Below are 26,856 nucleotides of genomic sequence, written 5' to 3'. Positions count from 1 at the left end.
GCTCGTTTGCATCGGATGAGACGCCGAATGTCTGGCTTACCGCAGAAGAAGCAGCAGAGGATGCGGCACTTTCAGCTCCCGACGTATCGCCTGGCCGCCCACCCTGCGGATTCGCCATATTCCCTCCATCCATCTCTACACTATCAGGCTTATACAGTTCGCCCTCACCATCCTTGGTGCGTTCTAGGTAACTGCTGTCCAGGACCTCAACCGCAAGGTAAAATCCCCAGGATTCATCATTTACGCGGATGCTGGCATAAGAAAATAACGGAGCATCCACTCCAATGTAATCCATAATATCGTAGCTGAGATATTCCTTTATGGATGTCGCATCAGAATAATTGTTATTCAACGCCAGCTGATCCAAACCCATCCATGTTTGACCATCGACATATTCGTCAAACTTTATTTTAAAGCTGTATCGATCGCTGTCGTCATTTTCTGCAACAGCCTTAAGGCTGGAATTCCCTTTAGGCTTAATTCCAACATTTTGAATTGTTGTTCCATTGATTGTAACATCAGCAGAAATGTATTCTTTTTGTGACGCATTCTCCAGCATCGTTTGCCATTCATCAGGGTCAGCGGTAATTTCAACTGTCATCACAGAATTTTTGTTCATTTGCGAAGCATAAGCCACATTGGATTCCGACGAAGCGGTTTGGCCTGTGCCTGCTGAACAGGCCGACAACAATAAGGCCATTACCAGTAAAACAGATAAAAACGGGCAAAATTTTCTCTTACTTATCATATTGAAATCTCCTCATACGATATTTTATCTCAGTTTCTTCACTCGGTGATGGTCGTTTCGCAGATTATAGCATTGTACTCTGAAAACAATCTGAAAAAATGATCCGGAAACAAAGGCTTTCCATTTCGCGTATCGCTGCTCTTGGCGGCAGTGTAGAGAAACACATAAAAAAACAGTCCATCCTAATGGATGGACTGTTTTGGGTGAACTATAGGGGATTCGGGTGGCGCGATACCAGCCCGCGTCCCGCGGTAAAGCCCTCTTTCTCCTGCTTTCTTACAGCTCCACTCTCTTTGCCGCTTTTTCTAGGCTTTCTGCCCGGCATCACCAATAAGAAAAGCTCCCTTTTTTAAGGGAGCTTTTCTTATTGGTGAACCATCGGGGATTCGAACCCCGGACACCCTGATTAAAAGTCAGGTGCTCTGCCAGCTGAGCTAATGATTCATCTGAGTTGAGAACTTGTATATTATAGCAATTGAACCGGGGCTTGTCAACACAAAACGGGATTTTTTTCATTTAAAACGCGTTTTGACCCGAAAAATAGAATTCCCCGCCGTGCTCTCATCATACGTCCGGGCGGGGAATCATTCCCCCGCCCGGAACATCTGAGTTTGCGTTTTAAAATTTATTCTTCGTCTTTTACGATCGTACCGCTTTTTATCTGGAAGCGCTTCATCAGCTCTTTCAGCATTTCGGACTGGCTGGAAAGCTCTTCGCTGGCCGCCGCGCTTTCCTCTGCGGTTGCAGAGTTCGTCTGTGTAACGGAAGAAATCTGCATCATGCCGTTGTCCAGCTCTGTAATCGCTTTGGCCTGCTCGTTGGAAGCCTCGGCAATCCGATTGATCAGCTCGTTGACCTGACCGCTCTTTTCTACAATCTGGTCAAGCGATTTCGCGGTCTGATCTGCGATTACCATTCCCTTTTTTACGGAATCTATAGCTCTTTGAATCAGGTCAGAGGTAGTCGTGGTCGCCTGGGCACTCTTTGAAGCCAGACTGCGCACCTCGTCCGCTACCACGGCAAAGCCCTTGCCGGCTGAGCCTGCACGCGCCGCTTCTACGGCCGCGTTCAGCGCCAGAATATTCGTCTGCGCCGCAATATCGTCAATCACCTTGATGATATTCAAAATCTCGTTTGCCGCATGATCGATGTCGCGCATGGACTGCAGCATTTGGTTCATCTGCTCATTGCCCTGCTGCACGAACCGGATCGTTTCATTCGATAGCCCCTCCACAGAGGTAGCGTGGGAGGCATTGTTCTTGACATGCTCAGAAACATTCTGCAAAGACGTATTCAGCGATTCTACCGTGCTGGCCTGCTCTGCAGAGTTCTGCGCCAGATTCTGCGCACCCAGAGCCATCTCTTCAGCGCCGGCGTTCACCTGGTACGCCGCCTGCGAAATTCCCTCGAAGGTTTCGTTGAGCGAATTCAAAATCCGGGCCAGCGATTCCCGAATCGGGGCGAAATCGCCGCGGTACTCCACACCGCTTTCTGTGGCCAGATTATTGCGGGACACCTCGTCCAGCACGTGGGAAATATCCTGAATATACAGTCGAAGCTGCTGCACGGTATGGCCCAAGGCACTGGAGAGGCGGGCAATTTCATCGCGGCCCTTCACCTGCGGCACATCGGTCTGCAGGTCGCCCTGCGCCAGCAGCTCGATTCTCTCGGTGGCTTCTTCGATCGGCTTGGCCAAACGAGTCGCAAACATCGCCGCGGCTACCAGAGTGATCAGCTGAAGCAGCACCGCAATGCCCACGTTGATCAGCAAGGTGCGGTACAGATCCTGCATGATCTGGCTGATCGGACGGGAAACCGCGATCGCCCATTTTTCAGGGCCGGAAATCTGTGTAAAGCCCACTTGTCTTTTCTGGCCCTGATAAACCGTGTACTGGATGCCGGTTTCTCCGGTTACTGCACGCCGGTACAGCTCCGCCACGGGCGCTACGCTTGGGTCCGTTTTAACCTTTTCGGCGTAATCCACCGGATTTGCTACCGTGTCTTTGGTGGGGTGCAGCACGGTTTTTCCGTCCTGGCTGATGACAAAAGCATACCCCTCGCCGCCGATTTTAATGGAATCGAGCATTTTGGCAAACGAGTCGTATGTCATTTCGCCATACATTACCTGGCCGCCGCTTGCCGGCGCACCGATGGTCACTGTCAGGTCGTCGCCGCGGCGGCTCTTGACCGGGTCGGCGATATAGGCCGCTCCGCCTTTCGCGGACTGGAACCATTTTTCCTGTGACACATTTCCATCCTGCTGTGTATTGCCCTGACTGTCGGCCAGCGCGAAATACACAAAGCCCTCCTGTCTGGCCTGCTCCTGCAAATACTGCTGCTGCACCGCCGCATCCGCAGAGTTTAACATTGCAGATTTCGCAACCTCCTCTACCTCTCTCCGGTACTCGTCCAGCTCAGAACCCAAGTACTGCTTGTAGGATTCCGCCAGATATGACGAGGTCTGCTCGGCCTGCGTCATGGAATTGAGGTAGGACAGCCAACAGGTAATTCCCGTAGCCATTATGTTGGTGAACAGCACCAGTATCATTATGAAAAGATGCAACTTTCTTTTTAAAGATTTCACAGCGTCTATTCTCTCCCTTGCGAAAATTTAACCGGGTCGAAAAATAATAGCCGGCACCCGTATTTCGGCTACTGACAGGGCTTTCTACCTTTTACAATATATCTAATTATAATTATCGGCCGATGTGTGCTTTTTTTGAATGAAAATAGCATGAAAAGCGAAAAAAGATGGAGAAATTACGAGCTATTAAAGAATAACTGTAGAATTTTGTCAGTTTGCGAAATTTGCTGTATTTTTCAGAAAAAGCATCAAAACTCTATAGAAGCAACTTGGAATACACTCTAGTTCAAAAACGGCGATTCTGTTCTTCTTCTCCTCCGGTGAAAAGGAATCAACCTTTTTTTGAGGGATAGGACGATACGGAAAAACCTTTGTCACATCGGCGAAAAATTCCGGATTGCGGAAACGAAAGCATATTCTCCATAAAAAAAGATCCTGCCTTCCGGCAGAATCTTTTTAAGTCAATTATTTCGAGAGTTTATCCATTACGCCGATAATCTCATCGATTTTTTTCTGCTGCTCTTCGCTGCCCAGTGCCTGACTGACGCAGCCGGTCAAATGCGCGTGCAGCACCTCGCGGTTAATGCTGCGCAAAATCGCCTGTGTGGCCATCAGCTGGTTGGAAATATCGATACAGTACCGATTCTCCTCAACCATGCGGATCAGGCCGTCGATCTGGCCACGGGCCGTTTTGAGCATCCGCAGCGTTTTTTCTCTGTCTGCCTGCATCCTTACCACCTCCCTATTCGGAGCCGGATCAGCCGAACAGCCCCTTCTTCTCTTTCACAGAAACCAGCTTGTAGCCGGCATCCTCCACCACTTTCGAAAACTCCTCGTCCGGCACGTCGCGGCTGAGGGTAACAGTGGCCTCTTTGTGCTTCAGGTTTACCTTGGCCTGTACGCCCTCGATCCCGTTCAGAGCCTTTTCCACGCGCGCCTGGCAATGCTCGCAGGTCATTCCTTCAATTGCAAGTAACTTTTTCATAGTACCGTTTCCTTTCTGATTTGTCAAATTTCCGTTTCCCCGTCAAACCGGCGGCGGGGCTTAAAGAATTTCAGACGCAGGGCGTTCGTCACCACGCACACGGAGCTCAGGCTCATCGCCGCCGCCGCGAACATGGGGTTCAGCTTCCAGCCCAGCAGCACGTAGAACACGCCGGCCGCCAGCGGGATGCCGATACTGTTGTAGAAAAACGCCCAGAACAGATTTTCTTTGATATTGCGAATGGTCGCGCGGCTCAGCTGAATCGCTGTCACCACGTCCATCAGATCGCTCTTCATCAGCACAATGTCTGCGGATTCGATGGCGATATCGGTACCGGCACCGATGGCGATGCCGACATCGGCCCTAGCCAGTGCGGGGGCGTCGTTGATGCCGTCGCCGACCATGGCCACACGCTTGCCGGACTCCTGTATGGAGCGGACTTCTTCTTCCTTATCCTGCGGCAGCACCTCCGCTACTACGCGGTCGATACCCATTTGCCTGCGGATCGCTTCGGCTGTGCGTTTGTTATCGCCGGTCAGCATGATCACATCGATGCCCATTGCGGTAAGCTCACGCACCGCCTGACGGCTGGTGGGCTTGATCACGTCGGCCACGGCAATCACGCCGAGAAGCTGGCCGCCCTTTGCGAAGAACAGCGAGGTTTTCCCCTGCTCGGAGAAGGCTTCGGCCTGCTGCTGCAGAGCGCCGGTATCTACCTTCTGCTCCTGCATCAATGCAAGGTTACCGGCCGCATACGGCTCGCCGCCAATGCTGGTGAGGATTCCGCGGCCCGAAACAGCCTGGAAGTCCCCGACCGGCGAAAGCTCCAGAGTGAGCTCGGCGGCCTTTTCGACGATCGCTTCCGCCAGCGGATGCTCCGACGGCTTTTCGATTGACGCGGCGGCGGTAAGCAGCTCCTGCACCTGAATGCCGGGAGCGGGAAGAATATCTGTTACCCGGGGCTTGCCTTCGGTGATGGTGCCTGTTTTATCGAGCACCACAGCGCCCACGGTATGCGCCGTTTCGAGCGCTTCGGCCGATTTGATCAGAATTCCGTTGGAAGCCCCCTTGCCCGTACCGACCATGATGGCCACGGGAGTTGCAAGACCAAGCGCACAGGGGCAGGAAATCACGAGCACCGCAATCGCGATGGAAAGCGCGAACTCAAACGACTGCCCCAGCACCAGCCAGACGACAGCAGCCAGCAGGGCGATCACGATAACGATCGGGACGAACACGCCGCTGATCTTATCCGCCAGCTTTGCGATCGGCGCTTTGGAGGAGCTGGCTTCTTCCACCAGCTCGATAATCTGCGCCAGAGTGGTGTCGCCGCCTACCTTTTTGGCTTCCATCTTGAAAAATCCGGTTTTGTTCAGCGTAGCGGCGATGACGGAATCGCCCACGGTCTTTTCGACCGGGATGCTCTCGCCGGTAAGCGCGGACTGGTCAACCGCGGAGGAGCCCTCCACGATCACGCCGTCGACCGGGATGCTCTTTCCGGGGCGGATCAGCACGATGTCGCCCACTCTGACCTGCTCGACGGGGATTTCCACTTCTTTTCCGTCGCGCAGTACCTCCGCCGTTTTCGGCGCCAAATCCATCAACTTTGAAATCGCTTCAGAGGTTTTGCCCTTTGAGCGCGCCTCCAGATATTTACCGAGGGTAATCAGCGTTAAAATCGTACCCGCAGACTCAAAATACAAATCCATCAGGTAATGGTCGGCCATCATCATATCGCCCATGCCCAGCGCATAGCCGATTTTATAGATGGCGAAAATGCCGTAGGCGATCGCCGCCGTGGAGCCGATGGCGATCAGCGAATCCATGTTGGGCGAACGCTTCCACAGCGTTTTAAAGCCAACCTGGAAATATTTGCGGTTTACATACACGATCGGCATCAGCAGAAGCAGCTGGGTAAACGCAAACGGAATCCCATTCTCTGCGCCGTGGAACGCGTTTTTGATCATGTCCGGCACCGGCAGGCCGATCCACTCTTTCAGCATGTGGTGCATCGCCAGGTACATCAGCGGAATCCAGAACGCAAACGACACAATCAGCCGCATGCGCATGGATTTCAGCTCTTCCTGAACCGGGTCCACCGTTTTCTGCGCGGCCGGAGCCGCCCCGTGGGTAAAGACGCTGGCGCCGTAGCCCGCGCTTTCCACCGCTGAAATAATGCTGTTGTCATCGAGAATACTTTCATCAAAATGAACCGTCATGCTGTTTGAAAGCAGGTTGACGTTTACGTCCTCCACGCCCTCCAGCTTTTTTACGCTCTTCTCCACCGCGGCGGAGCAGGCGGAGCAGCTCATTCCGGTCACATTATATTTTTGATTCATATAGCCACCTCCCTATACCCCGGGTGGGGTGTACCTATACTTTACTCCCTCAGTGCGTGTTTGTCAAGAGTAACAGAAATTTTTTCTTTAAAGATAGCCTGCCCGAATTCTGATCTTTCTATTTTTTTGAAAATTTTTGTTTTTTATATGGCGGCTTTTATGCGGGGATTTCTGCGGGAGCCGGGCGTTTTTTCATGCCGGGAGAGTTTTCTTGTACTCTTTTTATTATGGTACAAATTTCAAATGATTTTTTCTTTAGGATTCGCTGCAGAGGTAGCTTTTGCTGGTACAGGGGCTAATTCTCAGGCCGGGCGGGTAGTTGTTTTGTTTTTGATCGTTGATTGAAAGAGTGAATTCTTCTGCGGGTTTTCCGCGACGTGTGTGCAGACTCAGTCTGCAAAAAATAAGCGCCGTTCCTTAAAGGAACGGCGCTTTCGGCCGGGATGGCCGAGTGTCTGCACCAAAGTGCGTGCAGAAATGGCCTTCTTACAGACAAGGACGGCAGGGCCGGGACTGGCGATGAACTGCTAACATCGCCTTAGCATGAAAATCCGGGGGAATGTTCATGGAACATCTTCCGGCCCGTGCCGGGACTTGCCTGTAAGGCAGCAAAAAAGCGCGTGTCACGGAATCCTAAAAGGGATGCTCCCATAAACACAGCGCCCGATATCACAAGTGCAATACACAACTCCCGCTTTGGTGGGATTCCCATTTTTGCCACAATCCCCTATACAAAAGGGGAAAAATGAGTTATACTGTGACTGCAAGTGCGGCATTGCCGTTGCTTATGGAGGCCAGCTCTCCGTAGGCAGGGGGCGAGGTGTTCCTAGCACTTCGTCCCTGCTTTGCACTTAATCATGCCTTACCGGTAAATAATACCATTATTTGGGGTTCTTTGCAAGAATAAAATACAGATATGAGAAAAATTGTCACATTGTAAAAGGAAGCGCCGGATTTTTAAAAATCCGGCGCTTTTTTGCATTCCGACAGGCAGAACAGTGAAAGCCGCTGATCCCTTACAGGACAGCGGCTTTTCTTCGCATTATGACAAATCAAATGACATGATATTCTTTCAGCAGCTTTTCAATATCGGTGCCTTCCACTCTCCGGAGGATCGCTTTGAGCGCCAATCTCTCGAGCAGTCTCTGATCCATATCCGTGACTTTTTTACCGTCGCGCAGCTGGACGGTCGCATTCAGCAGATCGCGGATATCATAGGTGCTGCCCCAGACCTCCGGCACGCCGCGGTCGATGTTCAGCAGGGTATAGACAGCCTCCATGCCGGTGCGAATGGAATATTCCGTCGTGAAGATGGTATCGCGCACCGTTTCGGCAAACTGCCCGAGGAACGCGAAGTTCACGCTGCCCTGCGGCACAACGGCGGGGCGGTCCCCCGCGCTGCGGGGCATGAAAAAGGCGGTGATATAGGGCATCATGCAGGGGATGGTATTGGCGCTGTGCTCCGCCATATCCTCAATCTCGTTTTCCGGAACCCCCATGTGGTACAGCCATTCCATGCAAATCTCTTTGCCGGTGCACTCGCGCATCGGCTTTTTCACATAGTTGCCGGGCCTGTCGCTGAACAGGCCGTAAACCCAGCCCACCAGCTGGCCTTTCGGCTGGCTGCGGAACTGCGGCTGGCGGTTGAATGTCCAGCTCAGCAGCCAATTGGAATCCTTAACGGTAACAATGCCCCCGGTGACCACCTTGCCGCTGAAGGGATCGCGTTTGCAAATCTTCTGCACATAGGGAGGAATGCGGTCGTCCAGCGTCGTCACGGTTGCGGACATCCAGTTGCTCTGCTCCGGATCATAGCAGAATTTATCCGGATGGCCGAAGGACGGGTCCTGCGCCGCGATCTTGCGCCACATATCCCAACCACCGCCTTCTTTGATTTCTTTGTTGAAGGGCGCCGGTTGATTCTGATCGCCGAGAGAGGAATTTTCGACACAGCCGCCGTTGGTGATAAAGACGAGATCGTTTTCGGTCAGATCGATGCTTTCCTCACTGCCATCCCGGATGACCGTGATGCATTTTGCGACCTTTTTATCCTTTTGGATGTCGAATTCCACGTTTACGACCTTGGTGCCGTAATGGAACTGAACGTCGCGGGATTCCAGGTATTTGATCATCGGCAGAATCATGGACTCATACTGGTTATATTTTGTGAAACGGAGAGCCTTAAAATCCGGCAGGCCGCCTACGTGATGGATGAAGCGTTTGATATAGAGCTTCATCTCGAGCGCGCTATGCCAGTTCTCAAAGGCGAACATGGTGCGCCAGTACAGCCAGAAGTTAGAATTCAGGACTTCATCGTCAAAGACCTCTTCAATGCGCTTATCATACAGTTCTTCGTCCGGTGTAAAGAAGAGCTTCATGATCTCCATAGCGCCCTTGTCGGAAATGTCGAATTTACCGTCTGTGTGGGCGTCTTCGCCGCGATTGATTGTCGCGCGCATCAAAGAGTAGTTCGGGTCGTGCTTATTGAGCCAATAGTATTCATCAAGCACACTGACTCCCTCAGTTTCAATGGACGGGATAGAATGGAACAAATCCCACATGCACTCGAAATGGTTATCCATTTCGCGGCCGCCGCGCATCACATACCCGAGGCCGTCATAATGGTAACCGTCGCAGGCTCCGCCGGGGATCGGGTCTTTCTCCAGAATATGAACCCGTTTTCCGTTCATCTGCCCGTCGCGAACAAGGAAGCACGCCGCCGCGAGAGCGGCCAGGCCGGAACCGACAATATAGGCGGATTTACGGTCAACTCCCTCGGGCTTTTCCGGGCGTGCAAAGGCTTCATAGTTTCCGCTGGAATAATACATCATCTTGCCTCCATCTTTCGTTATTGTATCTTCTGCTTACATTACTCAGTTTAGCTTTTCCCACAAAAAATACCATAAACAATAAAAACGCCGTGATCAGAGTTTGATCACGGCGTTTCAATTGTATTATTTTTTATCATATCAGGGGTTTTGATGGGGTCTATCCAAACGATATTTGTCCAGTGCCCTTGTAATGTCCCCTTCAATCAGGATGCTGAGCCGGTCGATGATCTGCTGCGGGTCTTTTTTCATTCCGTCTTTGATCCAGTCCAGCATCAGACCGACAAACGCAAATTTATAAAAATTGGCAATAAATTCCTTATCGGTGTCATGAACGTCCATTCCCATGGCCTTTTCCTCGACCACCCCGATCAGCAATTTGTGCGTCAGGGTATACAGATAATTTTCCACCTGCTCCCGGCTGACCGACTGATACACATTCTGAATGAATGGTTTATTTTCTAAAACAGCCTGAAAGATTTGAAGGAATCCCTGCTGCCAGGTGTCATACGTTTTCTTTCCGTCCAGTGCCTTTGCGGCGTCTTCCACGCAAGACCACTCGATCAAATCGTAGATATCCTTAAAATGGTAATAAAAAGTCATACGACTGATTCCGCAATCTTCCGTGATGTCTAAAATCGTGATTTTGTTGACCGGTTTTTTCAGCAGCATTTTCTTCAGGGATTCTTCCAGTGCCCGTTTGGTTATTTGTGACATACAATGACCTTTCCTGTTATGATCTTACGGCCAAAGCCTACATGGGCCGCAATTGTGAAAATGATGTACCTGGGATTCTTTTGGTTTCTTAAGTGATAAGCCGCCCGCAGTTTTTCACTGCCGTCAAAAATCATGTTTGCCTATATTATACCATCCGTTATTCTTCTATTCAATCATAATGATATCAATACGGAACAACGCGCCGCGCATGACACAATCCGCCACCGAATGGACAGGGTGCATAAGGAAGCAAATACCAAGACACCAATAATAACGAGATAGACAATCAACAGATAAGTAATGTAGCAGACAAAGAGGGAAAAACGCTTTGTCTGTCGCCTATATTGACAAAATCAAAAATTGAGCCCATACTATGTATAGCTACTTAGCAAAACTATGTATCTCCCATGGAAAAGGAGAAGTGATTATGGCGGATAGTAAATATATTCAGCAATTCAAAAAGGGGTCATTTGAAATGATACTCCTATGTCTGATTGCTAAAAAGGAAACTTACGGATATGAAATTATTACAGAATTAAATGAAACAGGCGGCAAAATATTTGGTTATGCCAAAGAGGGTACGATTTATCCAATGCTATATCGCCTACAAGATGCTGGTCTAGTTCAATGCCGGATCGCTTCATCACAAGCAAATGGCGGTCCAAAGAAATATTATTCCCTAACTGCTAAAGGACGAGAAACCTTGTGCGAGTTGATTTCATTTTGGCGTAGCTATACGGTATGTGTTGATAGTTTTATTGACATAGTAAAAGATTTGGAGGCTTGAATATGAGAGAGGAATATATAAAGAAGGTTACAAAGGAATTATCTGTTTCCCGCAACCAAAAGCGTGAAATTATCCGGGATTTAAACGAAGCGTTTGATTCCGCGAAAGAGCATGGAGAAACCGAAAAGCAAGTAATTGACAGATTGGGAACGCCAAAGGATTTTGCAGAAAGTATGGAAGAAACCATTGGCTTCAACCGAGCGCAGTATAGGAAAAGAAGGAGAAAGTTATTAGCGGTTTATTGCTCATGTGGCATTGCGGTATTCTGCCTGATTTCCGCTTTCGTTGCTAAACATTCCGCACTCCCTGATAATACAATCGGTCAGGCCGATTCCATGACACAAATTACGGTTAATGGTTTTTGGCCTTTTGATATTTGGAGCGCCTTATTAATAATTGGACTAATATTTGCCATTGTTGCGGTGGCCCTTATGATTGGTCTTACCCGAAAGAAGAAATAGAGATTGGAGGAAATAAAATGAAAAAAGCCTGTGGGGTATTTCTTGTCGCAATGCTTATTGCGCTTATGACTGCTTGCGGTAACACTTCTTTATCTGATAATGGAGTTAACGCTGATCATTCTGGAAATGCTTTGCCTGAAAATTTTGTTATGCTGGATACTGAAGAATGGCCTGAAAACGAATATACTGCCAACATACCGCAACCAGAATTAGGTACGTTATTGCGTGGGTGGATTGACCCGGATAAAGAATATTGTCATCTTGAGTTATCCGATATGACACAATTTAAATCGGAACAGTATATTAAGGCTCTGAAAGAATCCGGATTTTCAGAAGTCGAAAAGGTTTCAGAAGAAATCAATGACGATTATATTTCAGTAGGTACTTTACTGACAAAGGACAGCACCACCATCAGTATTTCATATGCTGATGATTTGTTTGGAATGTACATCAAAAGATGAACAGTAGCAGTTAAAATATGTCTTCGAATATCTACTCCCAAAAACTGCTTAACGGAAATAAAAAAACCGTTGTTTCGGCGGCTGGTTATGGCAAAGCCGTAGGGATATTACTATTCGAGGAAGCAATCAGAAAAATGAAAAGTTTGATTCGGGCATTGGAATCCTTCAAAAAGCCGCTCTTCTGACCTAAAAATCAGCAGAGCGGCTTTTGTGGACCCAAATTGAGCTTTCCATAAAACAAATCCTCCTATCAAGACATTTACCAATGAATCGGTCATCGCCCCGCGGTGTGCGGAATAATCGTGATCTTTGTAAATACCCTGATTGGAGGAATGTGAACGATCAACGTCTTTTATTTCTGATGCTCGCGGATGAACTTTGCCATCTTCAAATCTTCGCGCTTGATGTGGTTGACCAGCCAGCCGCCGATTGCGGTATTGACCTTGGCCACGAGCGCTATGTTCGCTCCATTCTGGTTCAGCTCCTGCTGAAGCTCACGAATGGTCTTTTTATATTCCTCATGGAATTTGTGGTGCTTCTCGTACTCCGGGTACGCATATTGGCGCTGCAGTCTTTCTTCATCGGAGAAATGCTTGTCCACATATTTGCTCAGAAAATCGAGCGTTTTGCCGATCTCCGCACGCCCCTGACCCTTGGAGCAGGCCTCTAACAACGCGTTGATCGCATCAAACAGCTGCTTGTGCTGCGTATCGATCATACTGTTATTTGTAACCAGGTCACTTGTCAATGTATAAGCCATCAATAGCACTCCTCTATGTCCAGGCGCGGCGGGCGCTTGTTCGCACCCGCTGAGCCCTGTATTCCATTCATTTGAGAGCCGCAAATAAAGGCGATTCTGCTTTACAGCTCCGCTTTCCACAAGCCGTGCAGATTGCAGAACGCGTAAACCACCGCGTGAGAAGTCTCTCCCTCGCGGTACACAAAATTGCAGGGGTTGGCCTCACAGTTGGGCACGATCTCATCGTTTTCGCCCGCGAAAATTTCTTCGTGAGCCTCGCCCGGATGATAAGTAAACTCTGCCCTCGGCTTGTCGCCCGGGTGCAGCTTCACAATTTCCAGCCTGTCGCCGTCTTCCAACGCAATCCACTCGATATAATGCTCGGCGGTCATCGGATGCGCCACAGAGCCAACCTCAACGATCAGGCGGCCGTTCTCCACATGAGCTACCGGCACATGCTTTTCGTGCGCGGCGTCGGTTACATTGGCCTGCAGCTGTACCATCGGGTCCCCACAGCAGACCAATGTGCCGCCCCCAAAGCCGATGAGCGCCACCAAATTCCCACAATGCTTACACTGATAAAAAACAGCAGATTTCATATTTTCCACTCCTTTTTCATGTTTGGAAACAGCCGCTCCGCCCCAAAGCCGCGACAGCCGCCGCACGACAAATTGCAGCCGTTCTGTTTGATTGAATAAGACCTCTTGCCAGAAATTTCAATCTCATCTTATCGCTTTTTCGATCAAAACGCAAGGGTTTTCCGCCGATTTGAGGAAATAAATAATAATCATTCTTTATTTTAAGAAATTTCTCTACATAATTGAAACTTTATAGCCTCTCCGCTCCATATGACGGAAAATGAAAAATCACCGCCGCGAGAAAACGCAAAAACGCCGGCCTGCAAAGCAGACCGGCGAGTCAGCCAAAACCGCGCGGCGGCATGGCGTTATTATGCTTTTGCCGTCTTGGCCATGGAACGCAGGAATTTAACCGCTTCCGTCCCGGCCTTTGCGCCCTCGTAAACCGCCTTGGAAACCTGAAGCAGGCCCCCGGTGCAATCCCCGGCCGCGTAAAGCCCCGGAATATTCGTCGCCATATTTTCATCGACGACGATCTTATTGTTTTCCACTTCCGCCCCAAGCTTGCGGGCAAGATCGGTACTGCCGGCCACGCCGACGGCCACAAATGCGCCCTCGGCAGTCAGTGAGGTACCATCCTCAAAACGCACGCCGCTCAGAACCTGATCACCGTCGAGCGACTGGATCTCTTTTGTGCACAGCCCGATGCCCTCCGGCACGGAAGCGAGCATTTTTTTGCCGTTCGTGAGAACCGTAACGGATTTTGAGGTATGCAGCAGCTCGAGCGCTTCGTGAATGGCGTAGTCGCCGTTGCCCAGAACCACTACCTCTTTGCCGCGGTAGAAAAAGCCGTCGCACACGGCGCAGTAGCTCACACCGTGACCCTCCAGCTCCTGCAGTCCGCGGATGCGCGGTGCGGAACGGGTGGAGCCCGTCGCGAGAATCAGCGCGTCTGCCGGGTATTCGCCGTGCGTGGTCTTGACCGTCAGGCGCCCGTCATACGAGATGCCGACCACTTCATCCTCCACCATCTGGGCGCCCAGGCGCTTTGCCTGCTGAAGCCCGGTCTGTACCAGCTCTGTTCCGGTGATCGGCTCGGGGAATCCATAGTAATTCTCGATCTTCTCTACCTTTTCGAGCGTCCCATTGTCTTTGCCGATAATTGTCGTTGCCATTCCGGCGCGCAGGGTATAAAGAGCGGCGGAGATGCCAGCGGGGCCTCTGCCGACGATCACGATGTTTGCCATGATTGAGCCTCTCCTTTTCCGATTTCGATGTTCGATGGAATTTTATTCTAGTATAGTATATCATTTTCAAAAAGAAAAGTATCGTGATCAAGTTACAAATCTCATTTTCTCGATAGAAACAATCAAAGGGCCGTGCGCGCGGCCCTGAAAAACTGTCGGAATCACAGTGGTTTTCTTGCAGAAATCGGTATATAATAAATTTGCGGCAGGAAAATTTTGCCGTTTACTTCATCAAACAAAACATAACCCCAGCGTCTGTAAGGAGGATTCTTATGCCGGAACGAATGCCTGCGCTGTTTGTGGGACATGGCTCCCCAATGAACGCGGTGGAAAACAACAAATATACGAAAAAGTGGCAGGAAATCGGCCGTCAGCTGGCGCGCCCCCGGGCCATCCTGATGATCTCGGCACACTGGTATACCCACGGGACCAGAATCATGGATACCAAAACGCCGCGGCTGGTGTATGATATGTACGGCTTCCCCGAAGAGCTGTACCGGGTGCATTATCCCTCGCCCGGCTCGCCGGAGCTGGCCGCCCGCGCGCAGGAGCTGCTTTCTGTTCCCGTGCAGACAGACAACAGCTGGGGGATTGACCACGGCGCGTGGTCTGTGCTGTGCCATCTGTTTCCCGAGGCTAACGTCCCTGTGGTTCAGCTGAGTGTGGACGGCACCGCCGGCGCACAGGCGCACTTTCAGATGGGGCAGGACCTGTCCGCCCTGCGGGATGAGGGTGTTATGATCATCGGCAGCGGAAACATCGTGCATAACCTGGCAAGAATCCAGTGGGAAGCGGAGAGCGGATTTTCGTGGGCCGAGGAATTTGACGGCTATATTCGGGACAAAATCCAAAAGAGAGGATTCCCCGATGTGGTGGATTACAGAAAAGCCGGTTCCTGCGCCAAAATGGCGTTCCCGATGCCCGACCACTTTTATCCCCTGCTGTATGTTCTGGGGGCGTCGAACGAGGAAGATCGGCTGACTGTTTTTAACGAGGATTGTCTGATGGGTTCGCTGTCTATGACCAGCTACCTGTTTCAGCCATAAATGAGAGCGGCCCTGCAAAGCCGTACTGAAAGTGAAAGGAACAATTGTAATTATGGACACCATTAAAATTGTAGGATTTACCGGAAGCCTTCGCAAAGGCTCTTATAATCGCGGCGCGCTGCGTGCGGCCAAGGAACTGCTGCCCGAAGGCGCCGAGCTTGAAATTCTGGATCTTTCCGCGATTCCTTTTTTCAATCAGGATCTGGAGGGCGGCGAGCTGCCGGCCCCTGTGACGGAGTTTAAGAAAAAGGTTGCCGAGGCCGACGCTTTGCTGATCGCGACCCCTGAATACAACTATTCGATTCCCCCCGTGCTGAAAAACGCGCTGGACTGGGCGTCCCGCGATGCCACGAAGCCGCTTTCCGGCAAGCCCACGGCGCTCTTCAGCGTTTCCAGCAGCGCGCTGGGCGGCGCCCGCGCACAGTATCATCTGCGCCAGGTAGCCGTGATCCTGAACCTGAAGCTTTTGAACCAGCCCGAGGTCTTTGTCGCGTTCGCGCGGGAAAAGTTTGACGCCGACGGCAACCTGCAGGACGAGAATACGAAAAAGTATCTGTCCGGCCTCGTGAACGCACTGGTCGATCTGGCCAGGGCGGAGAAATAATTCAGGCTGAAACCCATGCAATTCAGATGGAGAAAGCAATCCATGGAAAACAGCAGCAAACAATTACCGCCCCCCTCGCGGCGAGCACGCAGTCTGCGCGTATCGCTGACGCCGCAGGAGCGGGAGCAGTTTGAACGGTACGCGCGGCAGCTTCTGGATCACCCGCAGGTGCTTCAAATGGAGCGTTTTATTCAGCACGGCTCGGTCAGCTGCCTGGAACACAGCGTGGCGGTCGCCGAGCTCAGCTTCTGGATTTGTCGCAGGCTGGGGCTGCGCGCGGATTTGAACAGCCTGGTGCGCGGCGCGCTGCTGCATGACTTTTTTCTGTACGACTGGCATGAAAAGGCGCCGGACCGCCCCGGGCTGCACGGCTTTACGCATCCCAAGGCGGCGCTGAAAAACGCCGAGCGCCTGTTCCCGCTGAGCGAGCGGGAGCGCGATATCATTGAAAAGCACATGTGGCCCCTCACACTCGGGAGCTGCCCCAGATTCCGCGAATCCGCGGTTGTCTGCGCGGCAGATAAATGCTGTTCCCTGTGGGAAACCTTCTTCTGCCGTTCCACCAAGGAGCCCTGAACAGACAGACGATGATAAAAAAGCGGGCGGTATGATCATACCGCCCGCTTTTTCTATTTTGTCCGCCACTCATCAAAAACACCCGGTCGCCCGAAAGGGCGCACCGAGTGTTTTTCTTTTACGTTCACACCGTCAATTTCAGGAAAGCGTCCGCAAAGCGGTTTCTTTGCTGCGGGCTTCCAAGCGGCGGGCCCGCGCCCGCTCCTTAATGAGAATTTCACGCAGCGTCTGCAGGCGAAAACGGTTGTAGCGCTGAATGCACACAAACGGCAGATTCCCCAGAAAAATCAACCCGGAGAACACCAGGCCCATCACCCACGAGGAATTGACGATGATAACCACAACCACGCAGATGCAGTTTTTCAGGTGCATCCATTCTCCGCGGCAGGTCTCGAGCATGAACTCATCGATATATTCCGGAGAAACGCGCGTCAGATGCTTTTTCGAGAAGCCGTCTTTTCCAATATATTGGGGGACGCTGTCTTTCCACAACTGAATTTTCAGATAAGTGCGGTACCACCGGCCGTTTTGCTCCCAGCGGAATGCCTGATAACGGTTTTTCGAGGGATCAAACGTCTGCTTCGGCAGTTTAACGCAGGCAAAAAACACCACACAGTGCCACATGGTGATCATCATGACATTCCATACGATCGCGTGAGTCAGAGTAGCATTCTTGAACATAACAATTCCTTCTTCAAAAAATAGCAGCAAGTGCTTTTGGTCAAATCATCCATCATCGAATCGGCTTCAGAAAATCCCACCCCTATTTTTCGGAAGCATTGAGCGAATGATCCTATGCTCTCGGGCGCCAAATCTCTGCTTTCGCTTACGCCAAGAGGATACTAATATCATAGTCTTTTTTACAACAAAAATGTTAATAAAATATGAACGAAATGTTTCTTCCGGCGCTTTGGGCCGCTATATTGCGGCTTTGCGGCATGGTGTGGTAATATAAGAAAAAAGCGGTTCTTCCATATTCCCCCAAAATGGAAAGGGCGTTCTCAATGAAAATACGATGCCTGCTTATTATGATTGTATGCGCTGTTCTGATTGGTTATCCCTGCCATGTCGCTGCAGCGGCGACAGAATATTTTTCTGCCGCCCTTTCTGCCGAATCCGTTTATCCCGGCGAAACCGTACGCGTGGAGCTTTCGGCGAATTCCGGCGCGCTGGCTGAGGGTGAACAGCCCGCCGCATTCCGTGCGCGGCTGGAGTACGACAGCGCACGTCTGCATTTTTTGCGGACAGAAACCTCGGATCAGATTCAAAGCGGTGCGTTTCAGTTTTACGACGACGGAGAGAGTGTGACCGGCGTGTATGCCTGCGATGGCCTTTCGGCGCCCAAATTGAACGGCGTGTGCATTACTTTTATTTTTTCCGTACCGGAGGATGCCGACCCCGGCTCCGCCGGCATTGCGGTTCAGATTGACCAAACCGCCGACTGGGCCGAGCGCCTGCTGCCGCAGTACGACAGAGAAGCACAGCTCTCCTTTTCCATCAAGCCCGCTTTGTCGCAGGATGCGAGCCTGCTAAGCCTGGTACCCTCCACCGGCAGGCTGCGCCCCGATTTTTCGTCCGATATCGCGGAATACGAGCTGCGGGTCGGCTCAAATATCAGCTCGGTCAAATTTCAGGCGGACGCGGCGGACGGCGGAGCAGTGCGGGTGAACCGGCAGTCGCTGCAGCGGGCGGGCGAAACGACCGAAATCGTTGTGACCGTAACCGCGGAGAATAAAAAGAGCAAGTCGCAGTACCTGATCCGCGTGAACCGGGCCGAGTCACCTGGCTCTGCGGAACCGGAGGAAAGCGCCAAGCCCGCGGCCTCCTCCTCTCCGGAAAAACAAAGCACCGGAAAACAGACTGCGGAGAAACCCTCCTCCTCTCAGAAAAGCAGCGGCAGCACTTCTTCCAAAGCCTCCGGCAGCAGCTCTTCCAAATCTGCTTCCTCCAAGTCCTCTTCGAAATCCTCGTCCAAAAGCACCTCTCCCCTCGCCGCTGCAAATCCGGGAATAGCGGCAGAGCCGGAAGCTGTGCAAACGGGCGGCACAAGGAATTTGTACATCGTCGGCGGGCAGACGGACAGCCTGCCAATTTGGATTCTGGCCTGCTGTGTGATAGTTCTGACCGCACTGACGGCCTGGAATGTCTGGAACAACAGAGGAAAGCGTTAACGGGCGGGAATTTTCAAGGCCTGTTTTACAGGTCATCAGTCCAGCAGTTTTTGAGCGGGTGCATCCAGCGAATTGTACCGTTGTATGAATGAATAAAAGATCGCCCAATTTTGATGGATTTATTCCGGTAATGGAAAAAGTTTCACAGAAACTCTGCGGCGAGGCCGCGAAAAACATCGAAAAAAGGCCGCCCTGTTCCGCTAGGACGCGGAACAGGGCGGCCTTTTTCTATTTCTATATCTTAATGATTCAAAAGGAGGCAGTTATTCACCGGCAGGCAGTCTCACGGCAGCTCAATCAGCATCAGCGGCACGTGCTGCTGGGCGGCGTGCATATCGGTCTCGCCGATCGAGCCCTGCTTGCGCGGGCGGGGCAATGTAATTTTAATGGCGCGCGCCGCGTCAAAGCTGCTCAGGGTGATGATCTTCCCCGGATCAATATGATACAGCTTCGAAACCAGCTCGCGGTTGATCACGCCGCTGTCGAGCACCCGGCGGTAATCCTCTTCGTTCTGGAAGATGATATCCATCGTCACTTCGAACGGGCCGGCATTTTTGCTGCGGATGATTTTCGCAATATCCTTTAAATATGTCATGCTACTTCACCTCGATATACTGAATGGGGAACAAGGCAGCCGGATCATCCACCTGCATCAGGTGGTACACGTTGAACGCGCAGACCTCGCCCAGCGGGATTTCCAGCGGGGTGAACGGCAGGCCGATATTGCCGCTGGTAGCCATTCTGCCCTCATAGGGATTGTGCAGCAGCCCGATACGCACGCGGTTGCAGACCTCTTGCGCCGCCTGGGGTGTGGGCGCCGCTACCTCTACGATCACGCACAGCTCCTGCGGTACAAAATCAGAGTTCGGCTCCAGATCACCCATCACGCCGTTTTTTCCGTACACGTGGAAAATCAGCTGACTGCCCTCGCGCTGCTCTGCGGGCAGGCCGTTCACCAGCTCGCGCACACTGTCGAGGAAGGGATCGATCTGCGAAATCAGAATCGGGTCGCGGATACCGGCAACACAGATGCAGCGGTAGCCGCAGCGCTTTGCGCCCTCCAGCTTTACGGTATACGGGTCTGCGGGCCGGAACTGGCTGCCGCTGACCCGCACGATTTTCTCCGTTACCGGCTCGAATTTGGAACCGGACAGGTCGAGCGTTCCGCCTGGGCCGGGCAGCAGGTACGGGTGCGTTTTCTCATACAGCGTGTGCGCGGCCACCGAATAGGGGGTGCAGCGCTCTTTGTCGCCCAGCGGGATCAGATCAAAATACTCCTGATGAAGCTCACCGACCATACACCGGCTCGAGGGCTCGGTACAAAGGCCGCCGCACTCCAGAATTTTGCCCATATGCCACGCCAGCCCTGCGGGGAAGCCATTATGCAGCGCCATAGCCGCCATGGGTGCCGGGTCGTAGCTGCGGCCCGAAATGATCAGGTTGATTTTCGGATTTTCCCGCAGCACTTTCAGGTACGGTTCCGCGCCCATCTGCGCCACAATCACCGTTGCATCGTCGACGTCCTGCGCGGTCAGCGAATCCACCGGCCCACAGGGCTGTACTTTTCCCTCGCCGAGCTTTTTACGCACGATCTCTTTGTCAATGTCCGCGTAAATCAGCGCCATATTCAGCTTCCATCCGTTCTTATGGGCCAGCTCGCGCGCAATATCCGCAAAGATCTCCACGTGCTGGTTCGTCCCGTCACCGCCCGCGGAGCTGATAAAAACGGGAATATGGTGCTCCAGCCCGGCCCGGATGAGAATCTCCATCTCCTCCGTGTAGGCGCTACGCGTGCAGGTCATGCTGCCCAGTGCCAGCTTTTGCGGGCCGCTGTCGGTAGAACCGGAATCCACCGAGATAAAATCGGGATTCATCGCGAGCCCCCTGTTGAAGCTGTCCAGAGGGAAGCCATACCCCAGCATTCCGCTTGGAACAAGCACCCGAAGCAAGTCTTTTTTCATAAAGGCACCTCGCATTTCATTTAGATGATTCTGAGAAGGAATCAGGTGATGATTTCTTGTTTTTATTCTACTTGACAAAAGAATATCTGTAAAATATTATAATGATTATAAAAATAATAAGTTTTGTCTTATATTAAAACACTGCTTAAATAGGACAAAATGAAACCCACTGTTTCTTTTCTGCTTTGGCCTGAAGAAGGAACAGAACCGTGAAACCAGAGGTGCAAACATGATCAACGAGCGTCAGATGGAAGCCCTGATGACGGTGGCGCGCGAGGGGAACATTACCCGGGCCGCCAAAAAGCTGTATATTTCACAGCCCGCCCTGAGCCAGATGATTCTCGGCATTGAGCGCGAGCTGGGATCGGCGCTGTTTGACCGCAGCAGCATTCCGCTGCGGCTGACTTACGCGGGGGAAAAATATCTCGCGGCCTGCATGCAGATCCACAGCATTTACGAATCCGTCACACAGCAAATTACGGAGATTCAGGACGGCAGCATCGGACGCATCACGCTGGGGATGTCGCTGCATATGAGCATTTTTATGACACACAAAATCCTGCCCCGCTTTTTTATGATGTACCCGAAATTCGATTTGAAGCTGGTGGAGAACTCACCGCACAATCTGGCGGAAATGGTGCTTGCCGGGCAGGTGGATCTGGCGATCGTATACCTGCCGCAGATCAGCGGGCTGAGCTATGAACCGATTGCCAAAGAGCAGATTTACCTGGCGGCGCCGCCGTTTTTTTACCGAAATCTACCGGGCTGCAGCACGGGGGTCAGCAACCGGGCGCTGCATATGCGAGAGGTATATGACGCGCCGTTCATTCTGCTGAAACGGGGACACGGCATGCGCACGCTGGCAGAAAAGATTTTTTCCGACTCCCACTGCATTCCCCGCACGCTGCTCGAAACCGACAGCATCGAGGTCGCCCACCGGCTCGCAAAAGAGAATCTGGGCTTTACATTTGTGCCCTCCACCGCAATTTACTATGGGAATTATGTCAACACAAATGGCGTGTATTTCCCAATTGCGGACAGCATTTCGGAGCGCGAGCTGTTTGTGTGCTTTCGAAAAGACACCTACCGCACCCACGCGCTTGACGCGCTGATCGAGATCATCGCCGACGCGGTGCGGGCAGAATAATTTTTGTGAACCAATAATAATTACGATGACAAGTGCCCGGGCTGCAAAAGAAAACCTGCAGCCCGGGCACTTGCCAAAATATGTTTTTAATCCAGCCACATTGCCGGAATACCACCAAAGGAAACAATCGCCATATAGCCTGCAATGGCGACAACCACCCACCCCATCGCTGTCATGATCTTGGAGTGTTTATACTCCCCAACGATGTCCTTTCTGTGCGCGGCGATCAGCATAGAGCCCAGGGCCAGCGGCAGAATCAGCGCATTCAGGGTTCCGGAAAGGATCATTACCTTGACCGGCTGACCGATAAATTCAAAAAGAACGGTGGAAAGTGCAATGAAAGCAACAATCGATCCCCTTTCATGATTATAGATGGTTTTGGACAGGGTTTTCAGGAAGGATACGGAAGTATACGCTGCCCCTACTAAGGAATTCAGTGCCTCCGAGAAAATCAGCACGGCAAAAAGAATGCCTCCGGCAGGCCCCATGACGAATGAAAAAACCGATGCCGCAGGGTTTGAGGGATCCAGTTTGAATCCGGATACAACGGCGCTCAGTGCGGCAAGGAACAACATGATTCTTACAATAGTGGTAAGTACAATGGCGAGAGTTGCATAGCCGCCAACTTTTTTCAAATTTTTTTGACCCACGATTCCGGCATCCACAAGCCGATGTCCGCCGGAAAAACAGATAAATCCCCCAACTGTTCCGCCGATAAGGGTGACAACGGGAAATAAGGGCAGCTCATTCGGCATAAAAGTCGATTTTAACGCAAGGCCTACCGGCGGGTGGCTGGCAACCCCAAGATATATCAGCGTAATCAGCATAAAAATCCCGGTTACCTCGCAAAATTTATCCACAACCACGCCGATGCTTTTATATGTAAACACAATGATCCCGATTACTCCGATCACAAGAGAGCCAATTTTGTAATCAAGACCGAACAGGATGTTCATGGCCAGAGCGGACGCGGCGTTGTGCGCCAGACAGAAAGCCAGACCGCCGAACGATACGAAAAACGCAATGATATGGCCAAGACCCGGAAGAACCTTATTCGCCACATCCTGAGCCCGAAGCCTGCTGGCCGCAATGATTTGCCATATGTTCAGCTGTGCGAAAATGGATATAAAGGTAACCACCAGAATGACAAACCCAAAAGAATTCCGGTACTGTTCCGTAAAAGTCGTCGTCTGCATCAGAAAGCCCGGCCCGATTGCCGAGGTAAACATCAGGAACGCCGCTCCCAAAAGAGCCGATTGCTGTCCTGTTCCCAAAATGTTCTTCAGCTTTGCCCATAAGTTATTTGCGCCCGCTTGAGCGGTTTCATCGTTCCCTTCGATATTGGCAGACTGGCTGCGAACATCGTTTTCCTGTTCAACTAAATTTTTACTCATTTCTTCACCCCTAGCTATTTTTCTGGCTTCGTATCCTAAATGATTTGTTCTTTTACCGTCTCGCCTCCTTTTTATTTTCAGACTCCGTTCAGCCTTTAGATCAGCAGCGACTCGGGAACAGAATGAACCATGGTTTTGATTTCTCTGTCAGAAAAGCCCTGTTCAATCAGCAATTCAATGAAATGCAGCATCCCCTCCCTCGGAGTTTCTTTTCCCTTTTGTCCCCTGTCTGTTGCGATAAACACGTGCTCACAGCCCACCAGGCGAATATTGCGCATCATTACCTCCACCGGGCAGGCGCCATCCGCAATATTGATCCAGTCCTTTTCCACCACCACCCCCAGCCCGGCCAACTGCGCCTGAATCTCACCGGGTACAACGGTACGTTCCCACTCCGGGTGTGTCAGAACCGTGTGCACACCCATTCGCCGCGCTTCCTTACACGCGATTACCGACTCCTTTGGGCTGACATGGCCGGTAGCAAACACGGCATGATACCGTCTGACGACCTCCAGCACCTCGTAAACTGCTGGCAGAAGCTTATCATTCTCATCCAGAACAGAAATGCCCGGCCTGTCGAAAAAGTCACCCGGCATATTTCCATATGCCAGACAATTAGCCGCGTCTCGGGTTGGCAGCCATACAAAGCTTGCCCCGAGCTTCAGCGCGCTTTCCGCCGCATATGGATTAAGTCCCCCCGCCGGCCAGTTCAGCACAACGCCGCCATAGGCTTTGGTTGCAAGGCCACTTCGCTTGTTTAGCAGCATGGCCCGCGCAGCGGTGGATTCATAATGGTTTTTGATCAGAATTCCTGCCATTTTTGCTTCACTTGCCTGCTGCAATACCTCTACGTCATCCAGTATTCGTTCGATGTGGGAAGGGGTACTGTGAACATGAAGATCATAGCCTCCTTCCAGTAACTCTGCCGCCTTTCGTTGATAGTACTCCATAAAATAGTCCCCCGATATCGCAATTTTCTATTCATTTCGTGAAGCTTCATTAACAAAATTGTAGCACGGTACGGCCCATTTGAAAAACAAGTATTTTTACATCAGAATCAAAACTTTCACTTGTGTAAGGAGCTCTGGAATCAAATATTCACTTTTTTCTATTAAATGGAAAATTCTTGAAATATCCGGCATTTCGAACTATAATGATCGTAATTTTGAAAAGTCGTTTCGATAAAATCAAATCACGATCAAAAAATCGCACAAGAAAATTTCGCTTTTTCACAAGTTATTTCTTGTGTCTGAAATGCCGGGTTGTGCCGACGGAAGGGAAACCGCGATGAAACAAAGCTTTAAGATTTTTCTTTTGGCCGCCGAAGAGCTGAGCATTAGCCGCGCGGCAAAACGAGCCTATGTAACGCAGCAGTGCGTCAGCGATCACATCAAACGCCTGGAGGAAGAATACGGTGTCCCCCTGTTCGAGCGAAAGCCGAATCTGCACCTGACGGAAGCGGGCGAAACCATGCTCAAAGCCTTGCGAAGCGTACATATTTTAGAGAACAACATGGAGAGAAATATTCATGAAATTGCCGACGGGCGCAGGGGCGCCTTTACCGTGGGGATGAGCACTTCACGCGCGCAGATCATCTTGCCGCTGATGCTCAAACGCTATTACGAGCATTTTCCCAAGGTAGACGTTTCTTTCTATGTAAACGATACCGTGATTCTGGAGGAAAAGCTGCTGGACGGTACCATTGATTTGTTTCTGGGGGCCAACGCTTCTTTAAACCCGGTGTTCCATACCATGCCCCTGGCCATTGACCATATGTACCTGATCATCAGCGAAAGTCTGTTTCAGCAGCATTTTGGCAGCAAAGAAATGAAGGAATTTGAACAGGGCGCAGATCTTTCGCGCTTTTCAGAGGTTCCCTTTTCGCTGTATTACGAAACAGGTGCAGTAAACCTGATGATTCAGCAGCATCTAAAGGACTATGGAATTCATTTGTCAAATACCCCCTACCATATCAGCGACTGTGATACGCATATTCTCTTGTGTGCGTCGGGCTTATGCGCCGCTTTGATCCCTGAAATGCTGTCGCTGCGGATTTACGAGCACAATGCCAAGTGCGACCCGGACAAGTACATCCACATCTTTCCCGTAAAAAACTTTCAATACCCGCTGCGCATCGAGTTGATCTGGCATAAGGATATTCGGCAGCCTTTCTACATCAAAGCCTTCTGTGAAATGCTGCAGGAAGAAGCCAATAAGCTGGTTTCCAACCATAAATAATTCCTGTACACAGCGTACCTTCGCAGATTCTCATGAACTAAAAAAGAGCCAGAAAAGCCCCGCATCACGCGTGATGCGGGGCTTTTTACAAAAATTTATTTTTTAAAAGATCAACCTGCACTTATTCCCTCTCCTCCTGCGGCACAGGAGCCCGGTTCGGCAGAACCGATTCCCATGGCATGCGCAGCACCATCAGCGTAATGATCAGGGCCGCCGCGAGGTTTGAGAACAGGTTGCCCCAGAACACAGAAAGTACACCGAGGTACCTCTCCGTGGCCAGGATGAACAGGTAACGCAGAAGCCAGATGCGCAGGATGCTGATGACCAGCGGGATGCGCGTGCGCCCCAGACCGATAAATGCGCCCTGCTGCACCATGCAGACGCCAAAGCCGATAACGGAATAAATGTAGATGTACAGAGAGGTGCGGGCCATGTCGAGCACCTCCTGGTTGCGGGTGAACAAGCCGGTGAGCGGACCGACAAAGGGAACGATCAGCGCGATCAGCACCACGGCGGTCAGCGCGCTGAATCCACAGGCGATCCACATGCTGCGGCGGGCGCGGTCCTTCTTCCCCGCACCCATATTCATGCTGACCATCGTCGTCACGGTCGGGCCGAACGCACCTGTCATCGCAAAACAGATACTCGTGATGTTGCTGGCAATCCCCTGGCCGTTCAGAACAATCGCGCCGTATTTCTGCACCTCGTTGTTGATCAGATAAAAGCCCAGGTTCATCATCACGCTCGACAGCATCGTCGGCAGGCCGATTCTCAGCAGATCCATGGCGATTTCGCGGTCGAGATGAGCGCCCGGCCATTCGAGCTTTTCCTCCGACTCCCGGACAAACAGCTCGTAAAACATAATCACGCAGACAATCACGTTCGACAGCACCGAGGAGATCACACAGCCGATGATGCCGAGGGGGATCAAATAAATAAACAGGAAATTGAAGAGGATTTTCAGCAGCAGAAGCAACAGCATCCGCACAAATGTCGCCTCGGGCTGGCCGGCGGCATTCTTGACGGCGTTATAGACCGCCTCCATAAAATAGAACGGCATCGCGAACGCGTTGAGTACGAGATACAGCCAGACAATATCCGATATTTCCTTCGTGACGATCGCCGAGATCGGAAACGCCAGCAAAATCATCACCGGGATGGAAGCAATGCCAAGCAGCAATGCCAGCAGGATCAGCTGAGAGGAAATTTTTTTCCCCTGCACAAAATCACCGCGCCCGTTTGCCT

At 51.4% G+C, this 26,856-nt stretch carries 26 protein-coding genes and 1 tRNA gene; 10 read left to right on the top strand and 17 right to left on the bottom strand.

Annotated elements, in window-relative coordinates; genetic code table 11:
* The 6 genes from TY09_RS14450 to TY09_RS14425 form a co-directional block, all read right to left on the bottom strand.
* The coding region (locus TY09_RS14450; RefSeq protein ID WP_198133659.1) for a CotH kinase family protein at positions 1–748 on the bottom strand (748 nt) is incomplete at its 3' end.
* A 368-nt stretch (positions 749–1,116) separates the two neighbouring features.
* Positions 1,117–1,192: transfer RNA gene (locus TY09_RS14445), tRNA-Lys, on the bottom strand.
* A 181-nt stretch (positions 1,193–1,373) separates the two neighbouring features.
* Positions 1,374–3,332: a methyl-accepting chemotaxis protein gene (locus tag TY09_RS14440; RefSeq protein WP_042435837.1), complete on the bottom strand. Its 1,959-nt coding sequence runs from the start codon at positions 3,330–3,332 to the stop codon at positions 1,374–1,376.
* Between the two features lie 465 nt (positions 3,333–3,797).
* Positions 3,798–4,061 carry a metal-sensing transcriptional repressor gene (locus tag TY09_RS14435; RefSeq protein WP_009061547.1) on the bottom strand — a complete coding sequence of 88 codons (264 nt, stop codon included), beginning with the start codon at positions 4,059–4,061 and terminating at the stop codon, positions 3,798–3,800.
* Positions 4,062–4,089: 28 nt separating this feature from the next.
* Positions 4,090–4,317 (bottom strand): heavy-metal-associated domain-containing protein, encoded by a 228-nt coding sequence (locus tag TY09_RS14430; protein ID WP_009061578.1) that lies wholly within the window; start codon positions 4,315–4,317, stop codon positions 4,090–4,092.
* A 23-nt stretch (positions 4,318–4,340) separates the two neighbouring features.
* A complete protein-coding gene (locus TY09_RS14425; RefSeq protein ID WP_042435834.1) occupies positions 4,341–6,656 on the bottom strand; it encodes a heavy metal translocating P-type ATPase in 2,316 nt (771 codons plus the stop codon).
* A gap of 60 nt (positions 6,657–6,716) precedes the next feature.
* On the opposite strand from TY09_RS14425, the gene TY09_RS14420 reads away from it, so the two are divergent.
* Positions 6,717–7,001, top strand: a complete 285-nt coding sequence (locus TY09_RS14420; protein ID WP_042435831.1) for a hypothetical protein — start codon at positions 6,717–6,719, stop codon at positions 6,999–7,001.
* A gap of 707 nt (positions 7,002–7,708) precedes the next feature.
* Here the strand turns inward: TY09_RS14420 and TY09_RS14415 are convergent.
* Together TY09_RS14415 and TY09_RS14410 are read right to left on the bottom strand one after the other, a co-directional pair.
* Positions 7,709–9,484, bottom strand: a complete 1,776-nt coding sequence (locus TY09_RS14415; protein WP_042435828.1) for an oleate hydratase — start codon at positions 9,482–9,484, stop codon at positions 7,709–7,711.
* A 141-nt stretch (positions 9,485–9,625) separates the two neighbouring features.
* Positions 9,626–10,201 carry a TetR-like C-terminal domain-containing protein gene (locus tag TY09_RS14410; protein ID WP_042435826.1) on the bottom strand — a complete coding sequence of 192 codons (576 nt, stop codon included), beginning with the start codon at positions 10,199–10,201 and terminating at the stop codon, positions 9,626–9,628.
* A gap of 427 nt (positions 10,202–10,628) precedes the next feature.
* On the opposite strand from TY09_RS14410, the gene TY09_RS14405 reads away from it, so the two are divergent.
* Genes TY09_RS14405 through TY09_RS14395 form a run of 3 tightly spaced genes read left to right on the top strand, consistent with a single transcriptional unit; the run spans position 10,629 to position 11,910 of the window.
* Complete coding sequence (locus TY09_RS14405) at positions 10,629–10,988, top strand: PadR family transcriptional regulator (protein WP_035316836.1); 360 nt, start codon at positions 10,629–10,631, stop codon at positions 10,986–10,988.
* A gap of 2 nt (positions 10,989–10,990) precedes the next feature.
* Complete coding sequence (locus TY09_RS14400; RefSeq protein WP_042435823.1) at positions 10,991–11,449, top strand: DUF1700 domain-containing protein; 459 nt, start codon at positions 10,991–10,993, stop codon at positions 11,447–11,449.
* A 17-nt stretch (positions 11,450–11,466) separates the two neighbouring features.
* On the top strand, positions 11,467–11,910 hold the full coding sequence (locus TY09_RS14395; protein ID WP_042435820.1) for a hypothetical protein: 444 nt from the start codon (positions 11,467–11,469) through the stop codon (positions 11,908–11,910).
* A gap of 352 nt (positions 11,911–12,262) precedes the next feature.
* On the opposite strand, the gene TY09_RS14390 is transcribed toward TY09_RS14395, so the two are convergent.
* The 3 genes from TY09_RS14390 to TY09_RS14380 all read right to left on the bottom strand — a co-directional run bounded on the left by TY09_RS14390 (position 12,263) and on the right by TY09_RS14380 (position 14,474).
* Positions 12,263–12,670, bottom strand: coding sequence for a hemerythrin family protein (locus TY09_RS14390; protein WP_042435816.1), 408 nt, complete (start codon positions 12,668–12,670; stop codon positions 12,263–12,265).
* A gap of 101 nt (positions 12,671–12,771) precedes the next feature.
* Positions 12,772–13,248, bottom strand: a complete 477-nt coding sequence (locus TY09_RS14385) for a desulfoferrodoxin family protein (protein ID WP_009063274.1) — start codon at positions 13,246–13,248, stop codon at positions 12,772–12,774.
* A 350-nt stretch (positions 13,249–13,598) separates the two neighbouring features.
* Positions 13,599–14,474 carry an NAD(P)/FAD-dependent oxidoreductase gene (locus TY09_RS14380; RefSeq protein ID WP_042435813.1) on the bottom strand — a complete coding sequence of 292 codons (876 nt, stop codon included), beginning with the start codon at positions 14,472–14,474 and terminating at the stop codon, positions 13,599–13,601.
* 272 nt (positions 14,475–14,746) lie between these two features.
* Here TY09_RS14380 and ygiD point away from each other — a divergent pair, with 272 nt between their 5' ends.
* The 3 genes from ygiD to TY09_RS14365 are packed head-to-tail and all read left to right on the top strand — an operon-like array spanning position 14,747 to position 16,700.
* Positions 14,747–15,520, top strand: a complete 774-nt coding sequence (ygiD, locus tag TY09_RS14375) for a 4,5-DOPA-extradiol-dioxygenase (protein ID WP_042435810.1) — start codon at positions 14,747–14,749, stop codon at positions 15,518–15,520.
* A 52-nt stretch (positions 15,521–15,572) separates the two neighbouring features.
* Entirely contained in the window at positions 15,573–16,124 is a 552-nt protein-coding gene (locus tag TY09_RS14370; RefSeq protein WP_009063259.1) for an NADPH-dependent FMN reductase, read from the top strand.
* A 42-nt stretch (positions 16,125–16,166) separates the two neighbouring features.
* Positions 16,167–16,700 (top strand): HD domain-containing protein, encoded by a 534-nt coding sequence (locus tag TY09_RS14365; RefSeq protein ID WP_042435807.1) that lies wholly within the window; start codon positions 16,167–16,169, stop codon positions 16,698–16,700.
* A gap of 138 nt (positions 16,701–16,838) precedes the next feature.
* Here TY09_RS14365 and TY09_RS14360 read toward each other — a convergent pair whose 3' ends face one another.
* A complete protein-coding gene (locus tag TY09_RS14360) occupies positions 16,839–17,381 on the bottom strand; it encodes a glycosyl-4,4'-diaponeurosporenoate acyltransferase CrtO family protein (RefSeq protein WP_042435803.1) in 543 nt (180 codons plus the stop codon).
* Between the two features lie 323 nt (positions 17,382–17,704).
* On the opposite strand from TY09_RS14360, the gene TY09_RS14355 reads away from it, so the two are divergent.
* Complete coding sequence (locus TY09_RS14355; protein WP_042435801.1) at positions 17,705–18,871, top strand: cadherin-like beta sandwich domain-containing protein; 1,167 nt, start codon at positions 17,705–17,707, stop codon at positions 18,869–18,871.
* A 283-nt stretch (positions 18,872–19,154) separates the two neighbouring features.
* Here the strand turns inward: TY09_RS14355 and TY09_RS14350 are convergent, their stop codons facing one another.
* Together TY09_RS14350 and TY09_RS14345 are read right to left on the bottom strand one after the other, a co-directional pair.
* Positions 19,155–19,466, bottom strand: a complete 312-nt coding sequence (locus tag TY09_RS14350; protein WP_042435798.1) for a DUF4387 domain-containing protein — start codon at positions 19,464–19,466, stop codon at positions 19,155–19,157.
* A gap of 1 nt (position 19,467) precedes the next feature.
* Positions 19,468–20,832, bottom strand: a complete 1,365-nt coding sequence (locus TY09_RS14345; protein WP_042435795.1) for an acyclic terpene utilization AtuA family protein — start codon at positions 20,830–20,832, stop codon at positions 19,468–19,470.
* A 229-nt stretch (positions 20,833–21,061) separates the two neighbouring features.
* Between TY09_RS14345 and TY09_RS14340 the strand changes: the two genes are divergently transcribed.
* Positions 21,062–21,979, top strand: a complete 918-nt coding sequence (locus TY09_RS14340) for a LysR family transcriptional regulator (RefSeq protein ID WP_042435791.1) — start codon at positions 21,062–21,064, stop codon at positions 21,977–21,979.
* Between the two features lie 86 nt (positions 21,980–22,065).
* Here the strand turns inward: TY09_RS14340 and TY09_RS14335 are convergent, their stop codons facing one another.
* Positions 22,066–23,373 carry an NRAMP family divalent metal transporter gene (locus TY09_RS14335; protein WP_081759674.1) on the bottom strand — a complete coding sequence of 436 codons (1,308 nt, stop codon included), beginning with the start codon at positions 23,371–23,373 and terminating at the stop codon, positions 22,066–22,068.
* A 95-nt stretch (positions 23,374–23,468) separates the two neighbouring features.
* Positions 23,469–24,323: a DUF6282 family protein gene (locus TY09_RS14330; RefSeq protein WP_042435788.1), complete on the bottom strand. Its 855-nt coding sequence runs from the start codon at positions 24,321–24,323 to the stop codon at positions 23,469–23,471.
* Between the two features lie 337 nt (positions 24,324–24,660).
* Between TY09_RS14330 and TY09_RS14325 the strand changes: the two genes are divergently transcribed.
* Complete coding sequence (locus TY09_RS14325) at positions 24,661–25,611, top strand: LysR family transcriptional regulator (protein WP_042435785.1); 951 nt, start codon at positions 24,661–24,663, stop codon at positions 25,609–25,611.
* A gap of 121 nt (positions 25,612–25,732) precedes the next feature.
* On the opposite strand, the gene TY09_RS14320 is transcribed toward TY09_RS14325, so the two are convergent.
* Positions 25,733–26,856, bottom strand: a 1,124-nt coding sequence (locus tag TY09_RS14320) for an MATE family efflux transporter (protein ID WP_042435782.1), incomplete at its 5' end; no start/stop codon positions are given.

The organism is Faecalispora jeddahensis (assembly GCF_000577335.1).
Taxonomy (GTDB): Bacteria; Bacillota; Clostridia; order Oscillospirales; family Acutalibacteraceae; genus Faecalispora; species Faecalispora jeddahensis.
The sequence above is the reverse complement of the archived record's forward strand: the minus strand, read 5'-3'. Positions and strand labels throughout refer to the sequence as shown.

Coding starts and splice junctions, on each gene's coding strand:
- TY09_RS14390 (WP_042435816.1), bottom strand. CDS start 12,670: ATGGCTTATACATTGACAAGTGACCTGGTTACAAATAACAGTATGATC.
- TY09_RS14400 (WP_042435823.1), top strand. CDS start 10,991: ATGAGAGAGGAATATATAAAGAAGGTTACAAAGGAATTATCTGTTTCC.
- TY09_RS14365 (WP_042435807.1), top strand. CDS start 16,167: ATGGAAAACAGCAGCAAACAATTACCGCCCCCCTCGCGGCGAGCACGC.
- TY09_RS14380 (WP_042435813.1), bottom strand. CDS start 14,474: ATGGCAAACATCGTGATCGTCGGCAGAGGCCCCGCTGGCATCTCCGCC.
- TY09_RS14385 (WP_009063274.1), bottom strand. CDS start 13,248: ATGAAATCTGCTGTTTTTTATCAGTGTAAGCATTGTGGGAATTTGGTG.
- TY09_RS14415 (WP_042435828.1), bottom strand. CDS start 9,484: ATGTATTATTCCAGCGGAAACTATGAAGCCTTTGCACGCCCGGAAAAG.
- ygiD (WP_042435810.1), top strand. CDS start 14,747: ATGCCGGAACGAATGCCTGCGCTGTTTGTGGGACATGGCTCCCCAATG.
- TY09_RS14425 (WP_042435834.1), bottom strand. CDS start 6,656: ATGAATCAAAAATATAATGTGACCGGAATGAGCTGCTCCGCCTGCTCC.
- TY09_RS14410 (WP_042435826.1), bottom strand. CDS start 10,201: ATGTCACAAATAACCAAACGGGCACTGGAAGAATCCCTGAAGAAAATG.
- TY09_RS14405 (WP_035316836.1), top strand. CDS start 10,629: ATGGCGGATAGTAAATATATTCAGCAATTCAAAAAGGGGTCATTTGAA.
- TY09_RS14395 (WP_042435820.1), top strand. CDS start 11,467: ATGAAAAAAGCCTGTGGGGTATTTCTTGTCGCAATGCTTATTGCGCTT.
- TY09_RS14330 (WP_042435788.1), bottom strand. CDS start 24,323: ATGGAGTACTATCAACGAAAGGCGGCAGAGTTACTGGAAGGAGGCTAT.
- TY09_RS14325 (WP_042435785.1), top strand. CDS start 24,661: ATGAAACAAAGCTTTAAGATTTTTCTTTTGGCCGCCGAAGAGCTGAGC.
- TY09_RS14370 (WP_009063259.1), top strand. CDS start 15,573: ATGGACACCATTAAAATTGTAGGATTTACCGGAAGCCTTCGCAAAGGC.
- TY09_RS14350 (WP_042435798.1), bottom strand. CDS start 19,466: ATGACATATTTAAAGGATATTGCGAAAATCATCCGCAGCAAAAATGCC.
- TY09_RS14355 (WP_042435801.1), top strand. CDS start 17,705: ATGAAAATACGATGCCTGCTTATTATGATTGTATGCGCTGTTCTGATT.
- TY09_RS14335 (WP_081759674.1), bottom strand. CDS start 23,373: ATGAGTAAAAATTTAGTTGAACAGGAAAACGATGTTCGCAGCCAGTCT.
- TY09_RS14340 (WP_042435791.1), top strand. CDS start 21,062: ATGATCAACGAGCGTCAGATGGAAGCCCTGATGACGGTGGCGCGCGAG.
- TY09_RS14360 (WP_042435803.1), bottom strand. CDS start 17,381: ATGTTCAAGAATGCTACTCTGACTCACGCGATCGTATGGAATGTCATG.
- TY09_RS14345 (WP_042435795.1), bottom strand. CDS start 20,832: ATGAAAAAAGACTTGCTTCGGGTGCTTGTTCCAAGCGGAATGCTGGGG.
- TY09_RS14430 (WP_009061578.1), bottom strand. CDS start 4,317: ATGAAAAAGTTACTTGCAATTGAAGGAATGACCTGCGAGCATTGCCAG.
- TY09_RS14435 (WP_009061547.1), bottom strand. CDS start 4,061: ATGCAGGCAGACAGAGAAAAAACGCTGCGGATGCTCAAAACGGCCCGT.